Raw genomic sequence first — 17,004 nt, forward strand, 5'->3', positions numbered from 1 at the left:
TAGGAAAGTTGCCTAACATGGGAAGTGAACCACCAACCCCCGCGCGCGCCAAGAGGACCGGCTCCGTTCACCGCCGCACCCGTAGGCGTGCGTTCCGCATTTATCGCCTGTTGATCGTCGGGGCGTAACGTCGGACCCATGAACGAGATGACGGCCGAGTGGCCGGGGGCGGCGCCCGAGGGGCGGATGACGGAGCAGGACACCGAGCGGTTCCGGGAGTTGCTGGCACGGTTGGAGAACTCGCTGGCGGCGGATCGGACGGCTGACCGGGCGAGGCGACGGGCGGCGGCCGGGTCCGATGCCTGACGGGTCGGAGCGGCGCCCGGTGGTGGTGCTGCCGCTCTGGCGGCGCGGTGAGGCGTACGGGCCGGCTGACCGGCCCGGGGTGCCGCGGGGGCGCTCCGGGCCGGTGGCGGTCGATCAGGTGGCGGTGTCGCAGATGCCGCCGCTGCCGCCGGCGGCGCGGTGGAATCCGGACGGCTGACGGTACGGCACGTCAGCAGCTGCAGTCGCAGCAGTCACAACCATCACAACAGCCACAGCCGTCGCAGCCATCGCAACCGTTGCAGCAATTGCAGGGGTCGCAGCAGTCGGCGCAGTCGCAGTCGTGCCGCTGGCACCAGCCCTCCCGGCGCTCCCGGTTGAACGGGTCGTTGTGCTCGCAGCAGAGCAACTGGCAGGTGCAGGCCATCAGCGCCCACACGGCGCACCCGGCCAGCAGGTTGCGCGGTCGCGGCGGCTTGGCGCCGATCGGGGTGAAGCCGGGGTCCTGGGGCACCCACGGCGGGAGCGGGGTCCGGCCGGGATCCTGACCGGGAGTCTGCCCGGGCGGCGCCTGGCGCGGCGGCGCGTCGTGCGGGTGCTCCCCGGCGTCGTGCGGGTGCCCGCCGGTCGCCGCGTGCGCCGACCCGTCGGCGGCGGGTCCGGCGTTCCGGGTCTGGCAGGCGGCTGCGTGGGCGGCCGGGCCGAAGACCCGCTCGACGGCCCGCTCGGTCTCGTGCGCGAGCAGCAGGTGCACCAGGGCCCGGTCGGTCAGTTCGACCTCGCGCAGCGCGAGCCGGATGCCGTGGACGGCGTCGCGGCACAGGCGTTCGGCTTCGGCGCGCCCGGTGCCGGTGGCGGTCAGCGGGTTCCAGGCGCCGCCGGCGGCGTCGGCGGCCTGGTCCTCGGCGGCGTCGAGGAGGTGGGCGAGCCGGCCGAAGAGCCGGCCGGCCTCGGCGAGCGGGGCGGCGTTGCCGGGGCGCCCGGCGAGGACGGCGGTGTGCGCGAACGCGGCCGAGGTGGCGGTCTCGGTGGGCTCGGTGACCAGCAGGACTGAGCCGCCGGGCGGCAGCGACCGCTCCAACTCGCCCTGCCGGGAGGCGGCTTCGAGGAGTACGCCGGTGTCGAAGCCGACCGTCGAGGCGCTGCCGGCGCTCTGCCGGTCCCACCGCCGGGTGACCGCGCGGGCCCCGACGGCGACCGGGCGGCGGCCGAACACGCCGTCACGGTCCTCGACGTGGTCGCGGATCTTGACCGAGGCGAGGGCGAGCGAGACGGCGGCGGCGAGCCGGGCGCCCTCGCCCCGGGCGACGGAGGCGGTGCGCATGCCGCGCAGCGGGCAGGGCCCGGCGGTGCGCCGCCAGGAGGCGTCCTCGCGGGCGGCCTGGGCCTCGACCAGGACCGAGATGATCAGGCCGTCGTAGTTGGTGGCGGTGCGGGCGAGTTGACCGTGGTCGTCGCGCAGCGCGAGGCAGAGCCCGCACAGGTGCGCCAGCCACGACGCCTGAAGCCGTTCGGACAGCCGGTGCTTACACGGTCTGATGATGCCGAACATGGTTCCCCCTCGCCGGTGGGCCGCTGACCAGCCCTGATCCGCCGCACATCATATGATCACCGCCCCTCCCGGGCCGAGGGGGCGGAAGAGTCGAGGCGGCGGAGGAGCCGGAGGAAGGGAGAGGGCGCGAGGAGCGCAGGGGCGCGCACCCGAACGCGGCGCGCCGTCCCGGCCGAGTCCACGCCTCCCGCCCTTCTCCACGCCCCGGTCACAGCGGCCCGCGCCCCTGGGAGTGATCTCATATCCGGGATAGCATCGCGAATATGGGAATCGAGACGGCCGTCGACGAGCGGCTCGCCAACCGGCTCGCCGAATTGAGGCTGGAACGGGGCTGGACGCTGGAGGAACTGGCCCGGCTGGCGGACGTCAGCCGTTCGACGCTGTCGCGCGTCGAACGGGCCGAGGTCAGCCCGACCGCCGCGCTGCTCGGGCGGCTCTGCGCCGTCTACGGGCGGACCATGTCCCGGCTGCTCGCCGAGGTCGAGTCGGCGCCGGCCCGGCTGGTGCGGGCCGCGGACCAGCGGATCTGGCGGGACGAGACCACCGGCTTCGTCCGCCGCTCCGTCTCCCCGCCGCACGGCTCGCTGCGCGCCGAGATCGTCGAGGGCCGGCTGCCCGCTGGCGCCGACATCGCCTACGACCGCCCCTGCCTGGCGGACCTGGAACACCACCTGTGGGTGTTCGAGGGGGTGTTGGAGCTCACCGTCGACGGCGAGCGGCACCTGCTCGGCCCCGGCGACTGCCTGCGCTACGTCTCCGGGACCAGCCGCTTCCGCGCCCCCGGCCCGGACGACGCCCGGTACGCCCTGGTGGTGGTGGAACCGTGAGGCGCCCGAAGACCCGGATAGCCGCCGGGCCCCGCGAGCGCTTCGACGCCGCCGGGCGCCGCGTCCTGCTGGTCTGCGTCGCCGGCGGCTTCACCACGCTGCTCGACCAGTCCGTCCTCAACACCTCCATCCCGGCCCTGCGCGAGAGCCTGCACGCCCAACCCGCCCACCTCCAGTGGATCGTGGCCGGCTACTCACTCGCCTTCGGCCTGGCACTGATCCCCGGCGGGCGGCTGGGCGACGTCAGGGGCCGCAAGTGGTTCTTCGTCACCGGCCTCACCCTGTTCACCCTGGTCAGCCTGGTCTCGGCGACCGCCACCGCGCCCGAGGTGCTGATCGCCGCCCGGCTGCTCCAGGGCGTGGGCGCCGGACTGGTCAACTCGCAGATGATCGGTACCCTCCAGGACGTGTTCGACGGCCAACTACGGGCCCGCGCCCTCGGCATGTACGCCGTCACGGGCGGGCTGGCCTTCGCGCTCGGCCCGCCGATCGGCGGCGCGGTCCTGGCGGCGGCCGGCCCCGAGCACGGCTGGCGGCTGACCTTCCTGCTCAACGTGCCGTTCGGCCTGGCCACCGTCGCGCTGGCGGTGCGTCACCTGCCCAGGCCGCGCCCGAGTGCCCGGCACGCCGACCTCGACCTGGTCGGCCTGCTGCTGGTCGCCGCGCTCACCCTCGCCCTGATGCTGCCGTTCGTCCAACCGCCGGGCTGGACCGGCTGGCTGGCCTTCGCCGCCGTCGCCGTCCTGCTGCTCGGCGCCCTCGCCTGGTGGCAGCGCCGCTACGCCCGCTCCGGCGGCCACCCGCTGATCCACCCGGCACTCACCCGCTCCGCGCCGTACGCGCTCGGCACCGCGACCGCGATGGCCCAGTTCGGCTCCTCGCTCGCCGCCGGACTGGTGCTCACCATGTTCCTCCAGGACGGCCTCGGGCTCTCCCCGATGGGCGCCGCACTCGTTGCGCTGCCCTCGGCGGTGGCCATGGGCGTCGCCTCCGCGCTGGCCTGGCGGGTGGTGCAGCGCTTCGGGCGGCGCACCATCACCGCAGGCATGACCGGCTCCGCCCTGGTCATGCTGGCGAGCGGACTCGTCGCGCACTGGGCGCCCGCGGCCGTCCTGCCCTGGCTGCTGGCGCTGCTGCAACTGTTCGGCGGCGCCTCGATCGGCGTGATGGGCGCCACCAACCAGGCGTACGTGCTGCGCCACGCGCCCGCCGAGGCGGCCGGGGTGAGCGGGGCCATCCTGCAGATGGCCCAGCGGATCGCGGCGGCGGTCGCGGTCTCGGCGCTGTCCGGCGTCTACCTGCGGCAGACCGCCGGGGGCGGCGACCACCGCTCCGCCTACCTGGCCACCAGCGTGGTGTGCGCGGCGGTCGCCGCCCTCGCCGTCCTGGCCTCGGTGTTCGCCGGCCGGCGGGCGGCCCGGGAGGCGACCGGCGAGCCCGTCGCGGTGAGCCGTGGGCGAACAGCGGTCCGTTAGCGCAGGCCCGCACGTACGGTGGCGGGCATGACCGAGAACCGGATCGTGGACCTGCCCGAGGTGGCGCTCGCCTACCGCGAGAGCGGCCCGCCGGACGGCCCGGCGCTGGTGCTGCTGCACGCCCTCGGGGAGCGCGCCACGGACTGGGACGTCGTCCTGCCAGAGCTCGCCCCCAGGCACCGCGTGTACGCGCTCGACCTGCGCGGCCACGGCGACAGCGGCCGCACCGCCCGGTACGGCCTGGAGGAGATGCGCGACGACGTGCTCGCCTTCCTCGACGCGCTCGGCCTGGCGCGGGTCGACCTGGTCGGCCACTCGATGGGCGGCGTGGTCGGCTACCTGGTCGCCCAGGCCCGGCCGGAGCGGATCGGCCGTCTGGTCCTGGAGGACATCCCGGCACCGCACCCGCGCCCGGCCGGCGCGGTGCCGGACGCGCCGGAGGAGCCGGTGCACTTCGACTGGGCCGTGGTGAAGGCCGTCAAGGCGCAGGTCGACACCCCCGACCCGGCCTGGCTGGCGGGGATGGCCGGGATCACCGCCCGCACCCTGGTGGTCGCGGGTGGCTCGGCGAGCCACGTCCCGCAGGAGCGGCTCGCCGAGCTCGCCCGGCTGATCCCGGACTGCCGGATGGTCACCATCGAGGCCGGGCACCTCGTGCACAGTGCCCGGCCCGTCGAGTTCGTCGCCGCGGTGGCGCCGTTCCTGTCCGCCTGATGCGGGCGTCCTGATGCGGGCGTCCTGATGCGGGCGTCCTGACCCGGACGTCCTGACCCGGGCGTCCTGACGCGCGGGCCCCGTTCGGGCCCGGTGCCCCCGGTCAGACGCCGAACTCGGCCGGCAGACGGCCGGCGCGCACCGCCGCGACCAGGTCGGCGTGGTCGGCCTCGGTCCGGTCCGCGTACGCGACGGCGAAGGCGGCGACCGCCTCGTCCAGCGCCTCGCTCCTGCCGCAGTAGCCGGCCAGCAGGCCGGGGTCGGCGGTGTGCGCGTGCGCCCGGGCCAGCAGGGCGCCGGTGATCCGCGCGTAGTCGTCCAGTTGGCCCGGCAGCAGCGCGGCCGGGTCGACGCTGCCCTTGCGGTTGCGGAACTGCCGGACCTGGTAGGGGAGTCCGTCCACCGTCGTCCAGCCCAGCAGGGTGTCACTGACCACCTGCATGTGCTTCTGCCCGAGCACCACCCGTCGGCCCTCGTGGCCGTCCTGACCGGCCACCGGGTGGCCCGCGCGCTCCAGGTACGGCAGCAGCACGGACGGTCGGGCCTCCTTCACCTGGAGCACCAGCGGCTGGTCCCGGTGGTCGGTGAGCAGCACCACGTACGAGCGGGTGCCGACGCTGCCGGTGCCCACCACCCGGAACGCCACGTCCTGCACCCGGTAGCGGGACAGCAGGGTGCGCACCTCGGCGGGCACCGTCGCCACGTACGGGCCGAGCGACTGCGCGACGGCCCGCGCGGTCGCGTCGGTCACCTCGGTGAGCACCGGCGGAGCGGCCGTGAACCGCCGTCCGCCGTCCGCCGTACGGGCGGTGCTGCGGGCGGCGAACCTGGCGCTGGTGTTGCCCAGCGCCTTCGCGCCGACCTTGCGCAGCACCTCGGCCAGGTCGTGCGCCTCGGTGAAGGAGACCAACTGCTCGTCCGCGACGGCGTTCCAGGCGTCCAGCGCGGGCAGCTTGGCGAGCGTGCGCATCGTCCGGCGGTAGGAGCCGGCCGCGTGCTGGGCGGCCTCCCGGGCGGTGGTCTCGTCGGCCCCGGTCTCGCGGCCGGCCAGCACCAGGCTCGCGGCCAGCCGCTTGAGGTCCCACTCCCACGGGCCGGGCACGGTCTCGTCGAAGTCGTTGATGTCCATCACCAGTTGCCCGCGGGCGTCCCCGTACAGCCCGAAGTTGGCGGCGTGCGCGTCCCCGCACAGTTGGGCGCCGACCCCGGTGTCCGGGGTGCCCGCCAGGTCGGCGGCCATCAGTCCGGCCGAACCGCGCAGGAACGCGAACGGCGTGGCGGCCATCCGCCCCACCCGGATCGGCACCAACGCGGCGATCCGGCCCGCGTTGGACGCCTCGATCGCCTCGACGGCCGTCGGCCGCCCGGGCCCGGGCGAGAACTCCGCGTGCCGTTCCCGGGGGATGCGCCCGCGCAGCGCCTTCCCCCGTTCCCGCGCCCGCCCGCCCCGCCCCGACGCGAACCCGGCCACCGCGAACGCCCGCCGCCCCTGCGGCGCAGCTCCGTCCACACCGGCCACGGCCCCGTCCGCCACCTCGGTCACCTCGGTCACCTCGGTCACCTGCGTCACCGTTCCCCACCCGTCCCTTCAGGCTCCCACTCGCCCGCGACCTGCGCGAACGGCTTGCAGGGGGAGTGACGTCCGACATCTGACGACGGTTCCTGAGCCCGCCGGACGCGGGACGGCCGGCGAGCAGTCGGCGGAGGACTTCGGAGGTCTTCGGAGGTCTGCGGAGGCGGGAAGGGCGGCCGCCCGTATCCTCGGGGCACGGCCCGCCGTGGAGGCCGGGCGTGGAGCTGGTCGGGACCGGGGGGACAGCGGTGAGCGACGGGGGGAGAGCCCGGCGGGGCAGGCCCACGGTGAACGACGTGGCGGCGCTGGCGGGCGTGTCGATGGCGACGGTGTCGCGCGTGCTGGCGGGCGACTACCCGGTGGCCGGGGCCACCCGGGAGCGGGTGCTGCGCGCGGTGCGCGACCTCGACTACGTCGTCAACGCGCAGGCGCGGGCGCTGGCCGGCCGGCGGTCCCGGACGGTGGCGATCCTGCTGGGCAACCTCGCGGCGCCCTTCCACAACCGGGTCGCCCACGGCGTGGAGCGGCAGGCGGTGGACGAGGGCTGCCTCTGCCTGGTGGCGGCGACCGACGACGACCCCGACCGCGAACTGACGCTGGTCGAGGAGATGCGGGCGCGCGACGTGGAGGCCGTCGTGCTGGTGGGCGGGGTGGAGGACAGCCCGGGGTACCGCTCCCGGATCGCCCGGTTGGCGCGCATCCTGGACGCGGCCGGCTCCCGGCTGGTGCTCTGCGGCCGGCCGGCCCCGGGGGAGGAGCTGCCGCTGACGGCCGTGCACTACGACAACGCGGGCGGCGCGCGGGCGGCCGTCGACCACCTGCTGGCGCTGGGCCACCGGCGGATCCTCTTCCTCGGCGGACCGGCCGCGACCACCACCACCCGGGAGCGCCTCGCCGGGTACGAGGCCGCGCTGGCGGCCCACGGCCTGCGCCGCCCGGCCGAACTGACGGTGGAGGGGTGCCACACCCGGGACGGGGCGCGGGCCTGGCTGCGCCGCCGCCTGGCCCAGGGGCCGCCGGACTTCTCGGCGGTCTTCGCGCACGACGACGACGTGGCGGCCGTCGTGCTGACGGTCCTGCGGGAGCACGGGATCGCCGTGCCCGGACAGGTCTCGGTGGTCGGCTTCAACGACCTGCCCGGGGCCGAGGACCTCAGGCCCGGCCTGACCACCGTGCGCATCCCGCACCTCGGCCTCGGCCGCACGGCGCTGCGCCTCGCGCTGCACCGCCCCGGCCCCGAGCCGCAGCGGGCCGTCCTCGCCACCGAACTGGTGCCCCGCGGGTCGACGGGGCCGGTCGGGTAGCCGGCCCTCCGGTCACGGGCCCGTGCCGGAAGCGTTGTCCTCGCGATAGAAAGCGCTTACTCTCCGGTCAGACAAGGGAGTTCGCGAGGAAGGACGGCCCGATGGACAGCTCGTGGACGGAGACCGGTGACCTGGCGGCGATACCGGTCCTGAGCAGGCGCGGACTGCTCAGGACCAGCGCCGCCGCCACCGCCGCGGCGGCCGCGTGGTGGCTCGGCGGGCCCACCGAGGCCCGGGCCGCCGACGGCTACGACGCGATGCGCGCGGCCTGGTCCGAGCAGCTGACCGGAACCGGGTACGACCCGGCCGCGCCGCCGTTCGCCCGCGCGCTCACCGCGCTGGGCGACCAGGCGCGGGGCCACCAGGCCGCGTTGAGCCCGCAGCCCGGGTCGCTCTGGCCCGACCTGCCGGTCGGCTCGGCCTCCGCCGCCGTCACGTCGACGGTCGGGCGGCTTCGGCTCATGGCCCTGGCCCTCACCCGGCCGGCCACCGGCTCGACGGGCGATCCCGGCCTCGGCGCCGCCGTCGCGACCGGCCTGGACTGGGTGCTCCAGCGCGCCTACACCGCCACCACCACGTCGTACGGGAACTGGTGGGACTGGCAGATCGGCGCCCCCCAGGCGCTGCTGGACGTGTGCGTGCTGCTCGGCGACCTCCTGACGGCCGAACGGGCGGCCGCGTGCGGTGCGGCCGTGGACCACTTCGTCCCGTCCACGGTGGTCGACAAGTACACCGGGACCAGCACCGGGGCCAACCGGGTGGACCTGTGCCGGGTGCTCGCGCTGCGCGGTGTCATCGGCCGCTCGGCGGCCCCGGTCGCCGCCGCGCAGCGGGGGCTGTCACCGGTGTTCCGCTACGTGACCACCGGCGACGGGATCTACGCCGACGGCAGCTTCGTCCAGCACACCTGGGTGCCGTACACCGGCAGCTACGGCGAGGTGCTGCTCGGCAGCCTGAGCCGGCTGCTGCGCCTGCTCACCGGAACGCCCTGGGCCGTCACCGATCCCGCGCTGCGGAACGTCTTCACCGCCGTGGACCGGGGGTTCCTGCCGTTCCTGTTCAACGGCCTGGTGATGGACGGGGTTTCGGGCCGCGCCGTCAGCCGGGGCGTGCAGGCCGGCGACGCACGGCGGGCCCGCCTGGACGACCACGTGCGCGGTCACGCCCTGCTCGGGGACGTCCTGCGGCTGGCCGACTCCGGGTCGGTGCCGGCCGCCCAGGCGGCGGCCTGGCGCGCCGCCGTGAAGGGCTCCCTCCAGCGCGACCAGGTGCTCCCCTACCTGTCCAACGTCCTCGCCGACATCCCCGAACTCGCCCGCGCACAGGCCCTCCTGGCGGACTCCGGCACCTGGGCGGCGGACGAGGGCACGGGCAGCCGGGTGTTCACCATGGACCGGGCCGTCCACCGCCGGCCCGGCTGGAGCGCGCAGCTCAGCCTGTCCTCGTCCCGGACCGCCTTCTACGAGTGCGGGAACGGCGAGAACCTGCGGGCCTGGCACAGCGGCAGCGGAATGCTCTACTGGTACGGCGGCGAGCAGGGCGACGAGCAGTACAGCGACTCCTTCTGGCCCACCGCCGACCCCTACCGGCTGCCCGGCACCACCGTGTCGACGCGCCCGCTGGCCGACGGGGCCGGCGGCGACTGGGGCCAGGCCCGCCCGGCGACCGCCTGGGCGGGCGGGGCGAGCGACGGCGACTGGTCGGTGGTCGGCCAGGACGTCCGGGGCCTCGGCTCCGCCCTGGTCGGGCGCAAGTCCTGGTTCTGCCTGGACGATTCGATCGTCTGCCTCGGCGCGGGCATCGGCTGCACCGACGGCGTCGCCGTCCGCACGACCGTCGACCACCGCAACCTCGGGGCCCGCGAAGATCGGGAGTTCGTGCTGGACGGCGTCCGCCAGCCCGCCGACCCCGGCTGGAGCCGGAGGGCCGACGGCGTCCGCTGGGCGGCGCTGGCCGGGTCGGGCGCCTGGGTGTTCCCCGACGGCGCCACCCTCGACCTCGCCCGCGAACGGCGGACCGGGGCGTGGGCCGACATCAACCGGGGCGGGGCGCCCGACCCGATCACCCGGACCTACCTGTCGATCGGCCTCGACCACGGCACCGACCCCGTCGACGGGACGTACCACTACGTGCTGATGCCCGGGGCCGGCCCGGACCAGGCGGCGGCCCGCGCGGCGGCCCCGACGGCCACCGTGCTCGCCAACACGGCCGACGCCCAGGCGATCAGCGTGCCCGGACTCGGACTCACCCTCGCCAACTTCTTCGCCCCCGGCACGGTCGGCCCGCTGACCGTCTCCGCCCCCTGCTCCGTCCTGCTTCGCGAGAACGGCGGCGACCTCTCCATCGCCGTCGCCGACCCCACCCGGAAGGCGGCCACCGTCCAGCTGACGCTGGCGCGGGACGGCTACCGGCTCGCGAGCGGCGGCACCGGCATCACGGTGCTCTCGGACTCCGGGCCGCTGGCGCTGCGCTGCGCGGTGGCGGGCACCGGGGGAGCGAGCCTGTCGGCGGTGTTCCGGCGGGGCGCCGCCTTCCAGCGAGGCGCCGCCTGACGGGGCCGCCCGCCGAGGTCAGCGCACCGGGACGGGCCTCACTGGCCGACCCGCCCGTCGAGGCACTCGCGCAACAGGTCGGCGTGCCCGCAGTGACGGGCGTACTCGTCGATCCTGTGCACCAGCAGCTCTCGCACCGCGATGCCGTTCTTCCCCAGCCGCACGCCCAGATCGGGGTGTGCGGCCAGGGCGGCGTCGGTGGCGGCCTGTTCGCGGGCGAGGTCGGCGAAGGCCGCGTCGACCTCGGCCTGCTCGGCGACGGCTCCGTCGAAGTCCGCGTCCCGCCGGCCGTAGAGCTTCGGCAGCGGATCACCGTCGCTGATCCAGCCGCGCCAGTCCCGTTCCACTTCGGCGAGGTGCCGGACGAGGCCGAGCAGTGACATCGTCGACGGCGGGACGGAGCGGCGGGCCAGCTGCTCCGGGTCCAGGCCCTCGCACTTCATCCGCAGGGTGTGGCGGTAGTTCGTCAGGAAGTCGTTCAGAGTCGGGAGTTCGCCGTCCGGGCTGACTCCCTCGCTGTTGCGGGGGTCGTCGTCCGGGTCGGCCCACATGTCGGGGTAGACGGTCGCCTGGGTCCATCGCTCGGGTTGGTCGCTCATGCGGGCCATGTTCGTTCGTGCGGGCCCGAGCCGCCAGTGGGTTTCGCCGCGATGGTGGCGGCTCCTCAGAGCGTGGGCGTGGGTGTCGGCGTGGGCGTGGGCGTGGGAGCGGCGGCCGGAGGCGGGGGGCCGGGGAGGGCGCTCGCGCGGGCGGCGAGGTCGGTGACGACGCCGGTGCAGCTGTCGCCCTCCTTCTGGTGGCCGCACACCTGCAAGGTGGTGTCGCCGGGGCTCGCGTCGACCATCACGGAGTAGTTGTCGTAGCCCCAGTGGATCAGGGCGGTCTCCTGCGAGCCGTGGTTGGTGGTGATGGTGGCGCTGTCCCCGGGGGAGCCGTCGGTGATCCCCGACCAGGCGGCCCGGCAGCGCGGGCTGTAGTGGACGTAGAGGACCACCTTGCCCACGTTGCCGGTCAGCAGGGTGCGCTGGTCGACGTCGCACCGCATGTCCTGGGGGTCCTTGCCGGCGCAGCCGACGCCCTCGCAGAGCGGCGCCGACCCGGCGGTCGCCGTCGTCGCCGCCGTCTTCGGCGGGAGCGTCGCCGCCGATGCCGTGCCGTTGCCGCCGTGCGGGCCGCGCAGGTACAGGGCCGCGAACAGGATGAGCACGGCGGCGACGGCGGCTCCCACGCCGGCCGCCGGCCGCCGCCACGGGGCGGGCCGCGGTGAGGCGGGGGCGGCGTCGGGCGCTTCGGCCGCCGGCTCGGGCACCTCGGCGGGCGGTGCGGGTACGGGCGCGGGTACGGGCTGGGGCTCGGGGGCCTCGGCGGGCGGTGCGGGTACGGGCGCGGGTACGGGCTGGGGCTCGGGGGCCTCGGCGGGCGGTGCGGGTACGGGCGCGGGGGCTTCGGCCGGCGCGGGCGCGGCCTCGGGGGAGAGCGCCTCGTCCGCGTCGCGCGCGGCCTCGGCCTTCCGCAGCAGGGAGGTGAGCAGATCGGCGTCGCACTCGACCGTGGCGATCAGGCCGGCCAGGGCCTGCGGGGTGATCAGGCGCTTCCCGTTCAGCCAGCGCTCCCAGGAGGCCTTGCTGAGGTAGGTCCTCTTCCCGAGTTCGGCCAGTGAGATCTGGTGCGCGTCCTTGACCGCGCGCAGCTCCTCGGCCAGACGCCGAGCGGGTTCCGAAAGATCGTCAGGGAGCGGCTTCCAGGACTGGCTCATCGCGGGTACCTCGGGCGGGTCGGTGGAGGATGCAAACTGATCCACTTTCGGATGATCAGTCTAATCGGTCGACTTCCCTCGGCCACCGCCCGCTTCCCCGAGCGCCGTGCCCTGCGGCGCGCCCACCCGGGGCCCGCGTCCCGGACACCGTCTCACGATGCCTCCGCCCCGGCGTCCCAAGGTGCAGCTCCGGGCCGTGGGACGACCTCGGACCGTCTCAGAACCGCCGAAGACGCTCGAAGATCGGCGGAGAATCCCGCAGAGTGGGCCGCGCCTTGGCCGGCACGCCGGCAGGCTCCCGGCCCGGGCACGGTCACAGTACAGAGCAACGGGGGAGAAGCCACATGGACCGCCACCACGCGTCGTACACCACGTCTCCAGCCCCTGCCGACGAACTCGCCAGGGAGCTCCGGTCGCTGAAGTCCGAGTCGGGCCTGACGTACGCCCGGCTCAGCGAACGCACCCACTACGCGAAGTCCTCCTGGGAGCGGTGGGTGAACGGCAAGCAGTTCCCGCCGCGCGACGCCGTGGAGAGCATCGCCTCCGTCTGCGCCGGCGACACCGACCGGCTGCTCGACCTGTGGCGCCGGGCGGACGGCTGCCGCGCCGCGGGCGCGCCGGTCGGCGCACCGCCGGACACCGCCGTGCCGCCGGCACCCGGGCCGACGGGGACCCACCGCTGTCGGACGGCCCTGCTGCGGCCGCTGATCGCCCTCGTGCTGGTGCTGGCGGCGGGCCTGGTGCTGGCCGTCACCGGCCGCCGGCCGTCCCGGCCGGACAGGACCTTGGGCTGACCACGACGACGCCCCCGCGGACGCAACGGATCCGCGGGGGCGTCGGGTGGTCCGGGCCAGGGCCGGCGGGCACGGGGTCAGGCGACCAGCCGGCTCCAGGTGCGGGCGTCCACCACCCCGTCGGCGGGCAGTCCGGCCGAGGTCTGGAAGGCCGTCACCGCGGACCGGGTGCCGGGGCCGAACGCGCCGTCCACGCCCACCTGGATGCCGTGCGCGACCAACTGGTTCTGCACGGCCAGCACCGCGCCGCCCGAGGCGCTGTCGGCGAGGGGCGCGACCGCCTGGCTCCACGTCTGGTTGCCCGCGATGCCGTCCGCGGTGGCGTGCGTGAGGTTCTGGAAGGCCGTGACGGCGCTCTGCGTGGCGGGCCCGTACGCCCCGTCGACGGTCAGGCTCGCGCCGTGCTGCACCAGCAGGTACTGGAGGGTCCGCACCGTCTCGCCCGAGGCCCCGCCGGTGAGCACCGGCCACACGGGCCCGGTCGGGTCTCCTCCGATGCGGGCCGCGACGTCGCGGCGCAGCTGCGGGATCAGCGCGTACAGGCGGTCACCGGGGCACTCGGTGTTGTTGAAGTCCCGGTGCCCGTAGATCTGGTAGGCCCGCAGCCCGTACTGGCGGCAGATGTAGGTGATCAGGTCGACCAGCGCCGCGTACTGCTCGCCGCGCGGGTCGACGGTGGTGTAGGTGCCCTCGTTCTCGATGCCGATCGCCACCGTGTTCTGCGCCGTGCAGTGGGCGGACTCGACGTGCTGGGCGCCGCCGCGCAGCGTGGACAGGCTGTTGTGGCGGCCCTCCAGGACGTACGCGCCGCGGCTGATGGTGAAGTGCTGCCCGGTGTCGATCCAGCCCTCGCTGTCCATCTGGTACGTCTGCATCGACCGGGCCAGCGAGAACGCGGCCGCCTGCGAGTAGTCCGTCACGTTGGGGGTCGCGGTGTGGTGCACGATCACCTTGTCCGGCACCCCGGCCAGGACGTTGACGGGGATGCTGGAGGGCCGGGCGCCCCACGCGGCCGTGTCGGCGACCGTCGGCCCGTCGGCGGCTCGCGCCACCCCGGCGGGCAGGGCGGACGCGAGCAGGGTGCCGCCGCCGACCGCGAGGGCGGCGGTCAGGAAGGAGCGGCGGCCGGGGCGGGGCGGGGTGAAGTCGGGGTACATGAACGGGGCCACCTGTTCCTTGGCGGGCTGGCGGGCTGGCGGGCGGGTCCGGGCGGGTCCGCGGGCGGTCCGCGGTCCGCACCGGTCGGACCGGTCGGCCGCCACGCTAGGAGCGCGGAGGCCCGGTCCACCATGGCTTCGCCGTCCCTCCCCGTCCCGGGACGCCGCAGCCCGGGGCGGGAGACGCGAGGGTGCGTTCCTCGGGGCGCCTTCGCGCACCCGGCGCCGATCACCTACCATCGCGGTCGGCCGCGTCGAGCGACGGGCGGGGCGACGGGCAAGGGCGATCCGAGAGGCGCGGAGCATGGGCGACGAGCGCGGCTACCTGCTGGACAACCGGCAGCGGGAGGCGGGTCGACGGTTCGAGGGCATCGCCGAGCTGTTCGACCCGTGGACGCTGGAGCACCTGGACCGGCTGGGCCCGGCCGACGGGCACCACTGCTGGGAGGTGGGTGCGGGCGGCCCGGGGATCCCGCTGGCGCTGGCCGAGCGGGTCGGGCCGACCGGCCGGGTCCTGGCCAGCGACCTCGACACCAGCTGGCTGACCGGACTGCCCGCCGACCGCGTCGAGGTCCGCCGGCACGACGTCACCCGCGACCCGCTGCCCGACGAGCTGTTCGACCTGGTGCACGTCCGCCTGGTGCTGGTGCACCTGCCGGACCGGGCCGAGGTGCTGCGACGGCTGGCGTCGGCGGTCCGGCCCGGGGGCTGGCTGGTGGTGGAGGACGCGGACCCGGCCCTGCAACCGCTCGCCTGCCCGGACGAGCACGGACCGGACCAGGAGCTGGCGAACCGGGTGCGCCGGGCGTTCCGGGCCCGGCTCGCCGAGCGCGGCGCCGACCTCGCCTTCGGCCGCACCCTGCCCCGGCTGCTCCGCGAGGCGGGCCTGACGGACGTCGCCGCCGAGGCGTACTTCCCCGTCACCTCCCCGGCCTGCCGGGAGCTGGAGGCGGCGACGGTCCGTCAGCTCCGCGACCAGCTGGTCGGCCCCGACCTCACCGCCGCCGACCTGGACCGGCACCTGGCCAACCTCCGCGACACCGAACTGGACGTGACCACCGCCCCATTGATCACCTGCTGGGGCCGGCGCCGGTAGCCGACCACCGCGGGAACGCTCAGTCCCCGACCGGCCGGGTCGTCGAGGCGACGGCGTAGCCGGTGAGCAGGGCGGTCACGATGTCGGTGAGGCGGGGTTTCAGAACTCGGAGCTGGGGGCGTCCGTGACGGGGCCGAGGTCGGGTCGGTCGCGGAGGTCGAGGGCCTCGCCGTGGCGGGTGAGTTCGAGGAGGACGAGGGTGTTGGTGCCCGGGCGCCAGAGCGGGGCGGGGGCGTAGAGGGTGCGCTGCGGTCCCTCGTCGGTGTAGCGGCCGAGGAGGAAGCCGTTGAGCCAGAGCAGGCCGCGGCCCCAGCCGGGGAGGGCGAGGAAGGCGTCGGCGGGGGTGTCGAGGTCGGTCTCGAAGCGGTGGAAGGCCGGGTCGCCGTCGGTGGCGGCGGTGGCCGGGTCGAAGGCCAGGCCGCTCAGGTCGGTGAGGGGGAGCGGGCGGATCTCCCAGTCGTGGAGGCGCTGGCGTTCGTGCGAGACGCCGCGCCGGATGCCCTTGCGGTCGTCGAGTTGGGGGCCGTAGTTGGTGCGGCCGAGCGCCTCGACCAGGATGTCCAGGGTGGCGCCGGCCGGCGCGGTGGCCAGCGGGAGGGTGGCGCCGGGGTCGTTGCGGTCGAGGGTGCCGAGGGGGTTGCCGTCGGCGAAGACCTGGGCGCGGTCGCCGAGGCCGTCGACGCGCAGCGGCAGGGTGGGGCGGGGGCCGGGGACACGGGTGCGGTAGTGGATGAGGCCGAGTGACTGGCCGAGGTTCTCCATGGGTTCCGGGACGGGCCGGTGGTGCGGGGTGGCGAGCGCGTCGAGGGAGTCGAACAGGCGGGCCCGGCCGGTCCTGCGGTCGATGCGGCGCGGGGCCAGGCGGGGCGGCTCGGCGGGGAGTTCGCCGTCGGGCAGGGGGAGGTACCGGCCGATGACGTCGCGCAGGGCGTGGAACTTGGGGGTGAGCTCGCCGGCCTCGCCGATGGGGGCGTCGTAGTCGTAGCTGGTGGTGGTGGGCTCGTAGCCCGGGGTGTCGGGGCTGGTGCCGGTGTGGTTGGCGCCGGACCAGAGGCCGAAGTTGGTGCCGCCGTGGGCCATGTAGAGGTTGACGGAGGCTCCGGTGGCGAGGAGTGCGTCCAGGGAAAGGGCGGTCTCCTCCGGGTCGCGGACGTGGTGGGGCCCGCCGACGCGGTCGAACCAGCCGATCCAGAACTCCATGGCGGCGAGCGGCCCCTTGGGCTGCTGGCGGCGCAGCACCTCGAAGCGCTCGGGGGCGCGGGAGCCGAAGGTCGCGGTGGCGAGCAGGCCGGGGATCGCGCCGCCCTGCTGCATGAAGTCCTCGGCGCCGTCGGCGGTGAACAGCAGGCAGTCCACGCCGCGCGCGAGGAGGCCGTCGCGCAGGTGGGCGAGGTAGGCGGCGTCGGTGCCGTAGCTGCCGTACTCGTTCTCGACCTGGACGGCCACGACGGGGCCGCCGCGGCTCGCCAGCAGCGGCACCAGCTCGGGCACGAGGGCGTCGAACCAGCCGTCCACGGCGGCCAGGAAGGCGGGGTCGGCGCAGCGCAGGCGCAGGCCGTCGACGGCGAGCAGCCGGGCGGGCAGGCCGCCGAACTCCCATTCGGCGCAGATGTAGGGGCCGGGCCGCAGGATGACGTCCAGTCCGTGCTGCTGGGCCAGCCGGACGAACCGGGCCACGTCCCGCCAGCCGGTGAAGTCGATCTCGCCGGTGGGAAGTTCGTGGAAGTTCCAGGGGATGTAGGTGTCCACGGTGTTGACGCCGAGGGCGCGCAGGCGGCACAGCCGGTCGTCCCAGAGCTCGGGGTGGACGCGGAAGTAGTGCAGGGCGCCGGCGACGATCCGGTGCGGGGCCCCGTTGCGGCGGAACCCGGAGTCGTCGTAGTCGAGTTCGATCGTTTCGATCATGGCGTGACCAGCTTTCGAGGGGGTGGCACGGGCTG

At 75.4% G+C, this 17,004-nt stretch carries 14 protein-coding genes; 8 read left to right on the top strand and 6 right to left on the bottom strand.

All coding sequences use genetic code 11. From position 1 onward, the window contains the following. Positions 1-138: 138 nt before the first annotated feature. Positions 139-306, top strand: a complete 168-nt coding sequence (locus tag ACIP37_RS12230; protein WP_350879489.1) for a hypothetical protein — start codon at positions 139-141, stop codon at positions 304-306. Between the two features lie 190 nt (positions 307-496). Here ACIP37_RS12230 and ACIP37_RS12235 read toward each other — a convergent pair whose 3' ends face one another. Next, positions 497-1,816 carry a DUF5685 family protein gene (locus ACIP37_RS12235; protein WP_400805953.1) on the bottom strand — a complete coding sequence of 440 codons (1,320 nt, stop codon included), beginning with the start codon at positions 1,814-1,816 and terminating at the stop codon, positions 497-499. Between the two features lie 263 nt (positions 1,817-2,079). Here ACIP37_RS12235 and ACIP37_RS12240 point away from each other — a divergent pair, with 263 nt between their 5' ends. The 3 genes from ACIP37_RS12240 to ACIP37_RS12250 are packed head-to-tail and all read left to right on the top strand — an operon-like array spanning position 2,080 to position 4,832. Next, entirely contained in the window at positions 2,080-2,643 is a 564-nt protein-coding gene (locus ACIP37_RS12240; protein ID WP_363630482.1) for an XRE family transcriptional regulator, read from the top strand. Further along, the gene (locus ACIP37_RS12245) at positions 2,640-4,118 is read left to right on the top strand and encodes an MFS transporter (protein WP_363586484.1); all 1,479 of its coding nucleotides are present in this window, start codon (positions 2,640-2,642) and stop codon (positions 4,116-4,118) included. The genes ACIP37_RS12240 and ACIP37_RS12245 overlap by 4 nt, the downstream gene beginning before the upstream one ends. Before the next feature lie 27 nt (positions 4,119-4,145). Further along, positions 4,146-4,832, top strand: a complete 687-nt coding sequence (locus ACIP37_RS12250; RefSeq protein ID WP_400805948.1) for an alpha/beta fold hydrolase — start codon at positions 4,146-4,148, stop codon at positions 4,830-4,832. A 103-nt stretch (positions 4,833-4,935) separates the two neighbouring features. Here the strand turns inward: ACIP37_RS12250 and ACIP37_RS12255 are convergent, their stop codons facing one another. After that, positions 4,936-6,384: a DUF2252 domain-containing protein gene (locus tag ACIP37_RS12255; protein WP_400806162.1), complete on the bottom strand. Its 1,449-nt coding sequence runs from the start codon at positions 6,382-6,384 to the stop codon at positions 4,936-4,938. Between the two features lie 308 nt (positions 6,385-6,692). Between ACIP37_RS12255 and ACIP37_RS12260 the strand changes: the two genes are divergently transcribed. Both ACIP37_RS12260 and ACIP37_RS12265 read left to right on the top strand, forming a co-directional pair. Further along, positions 6,693-7,709 carry a LacI family DNA-binding transcriptional regulator gene (locus ACIP37_RS12260; protein WP_400843746.1) on the top strand — a complete coding sequence of 339 codons (1,017 nt, stop codon included), beginning with the start codon at positions 6,693-6,695 and terminating at the stop codon, positions 7,707-7,709. Between the two features lie 101 nt (positions 7,710-7,810). Further along, a complete protein-coding gene (locus tag ACIP37_RS12265; protein WP_400805942.1) occupies positions 7,811-10,261 on the top strand; it encodes a polysaccharide lyase 8 family protein in 2,451 nt (816 codons plus the stop codon). 38 nt (positions 10,262-10,299) lie between these two features. Here the strand turns inward: ACIP37_RS12265 and ACIP37_RS12270 are convergent, their stop codons facing one another. Then, entirely contained in the window at positions 10,300-10,869 is a 570-nt protein-coding gene (locus ACIP37_RS12270; protein ID WP_363586480.1) for a DinB family protein, read from the bottom strand. Positions 10,870-10,925: 56 nt separating this feature from the next. Beyond that, a complete protein-coding gene (locus ACIP37_RS12275; RefSeq protein ID WP_400805940.1) occupies positions 10,926-12,062 on the bottom strand; it encodes a DUF2690 domain-containing protein in 1,137 nt (378 codons plus the stop codon). Between the two features lie 299 nt (positions 12,063-12,361). On the opposite strand from ACIP37_RS12275, the gene ACIP37_RS12280 reads away from it, so the two are divergent. Next, positions 12,362-12,811 (top strand): helix-turn-helix transcriptional regulator, encoded by a 450-nt coding sequence (locus ACIP37_RS12280; RefSeq protein WP_363586478.1) that lies wholly within the window; start codon positions 12,362-12,364, stop codon positions 12,809-12,811. Positions 12,812-12,888: 77 nt separating this feature from the next. Here ACIP37_RS12280 and ACIP37_RS12285 read toward each other — a convergent pair whose 3' ends face one another. Then, entirely contained in the window at positions 12,889-13,980 is a 1,092-nt protein-coding gene (locus ACIP37_RS12285; RefSeq protein ID WP_400805937.1) for an N-acetylmuramoyl-L-alanine amidase, read from the bottom strand. Positions 13,981-14,272: 292 nt separating this feature from the next. Here ACIP37_RS12285 and ACIP37_RS12290 point away from each other — a divergent pair, with 292 nt between their 5' ends. Further along, a complete protein-coding gene (locus tag ACIP37_RS12290) occupies positions 14,273-15,064 on the top strand; it encodes a methyltransferase domain-containing protein (RefSeq protein ID WP_400334283.1) in 792 nt (263 codons plus the stop codon). Between the two features lie 99 nt (positions 15,065-15,163). On the opposite strand, the gene ACIP37_RS12295 is transcribed toward ACIP37_RS12290, so the two are convergent. Further along, complete coding sequence (locus ACIP37_RS12295; protein ID WP_400805934.1) at positions 15,164-16,969, bottom strand: beta-galactosidase; 1,806 nt, start codon at positions 16,967-16,969, stop codon at positions 15,164-15,166. Positions 16,970-17,004: the final 35 nt, after the last annotated feature.

Source organism: Kitasatospora sp. NPDC088861 (assembly GCF_044750105.1).
In the GTDB taxonomy this organism is placed as follows: domain Bacteria; phylum Actinomycetota; class Actinomycetes; order Streptomycetales; family Streptomycetaceae; genus Kitasatospora.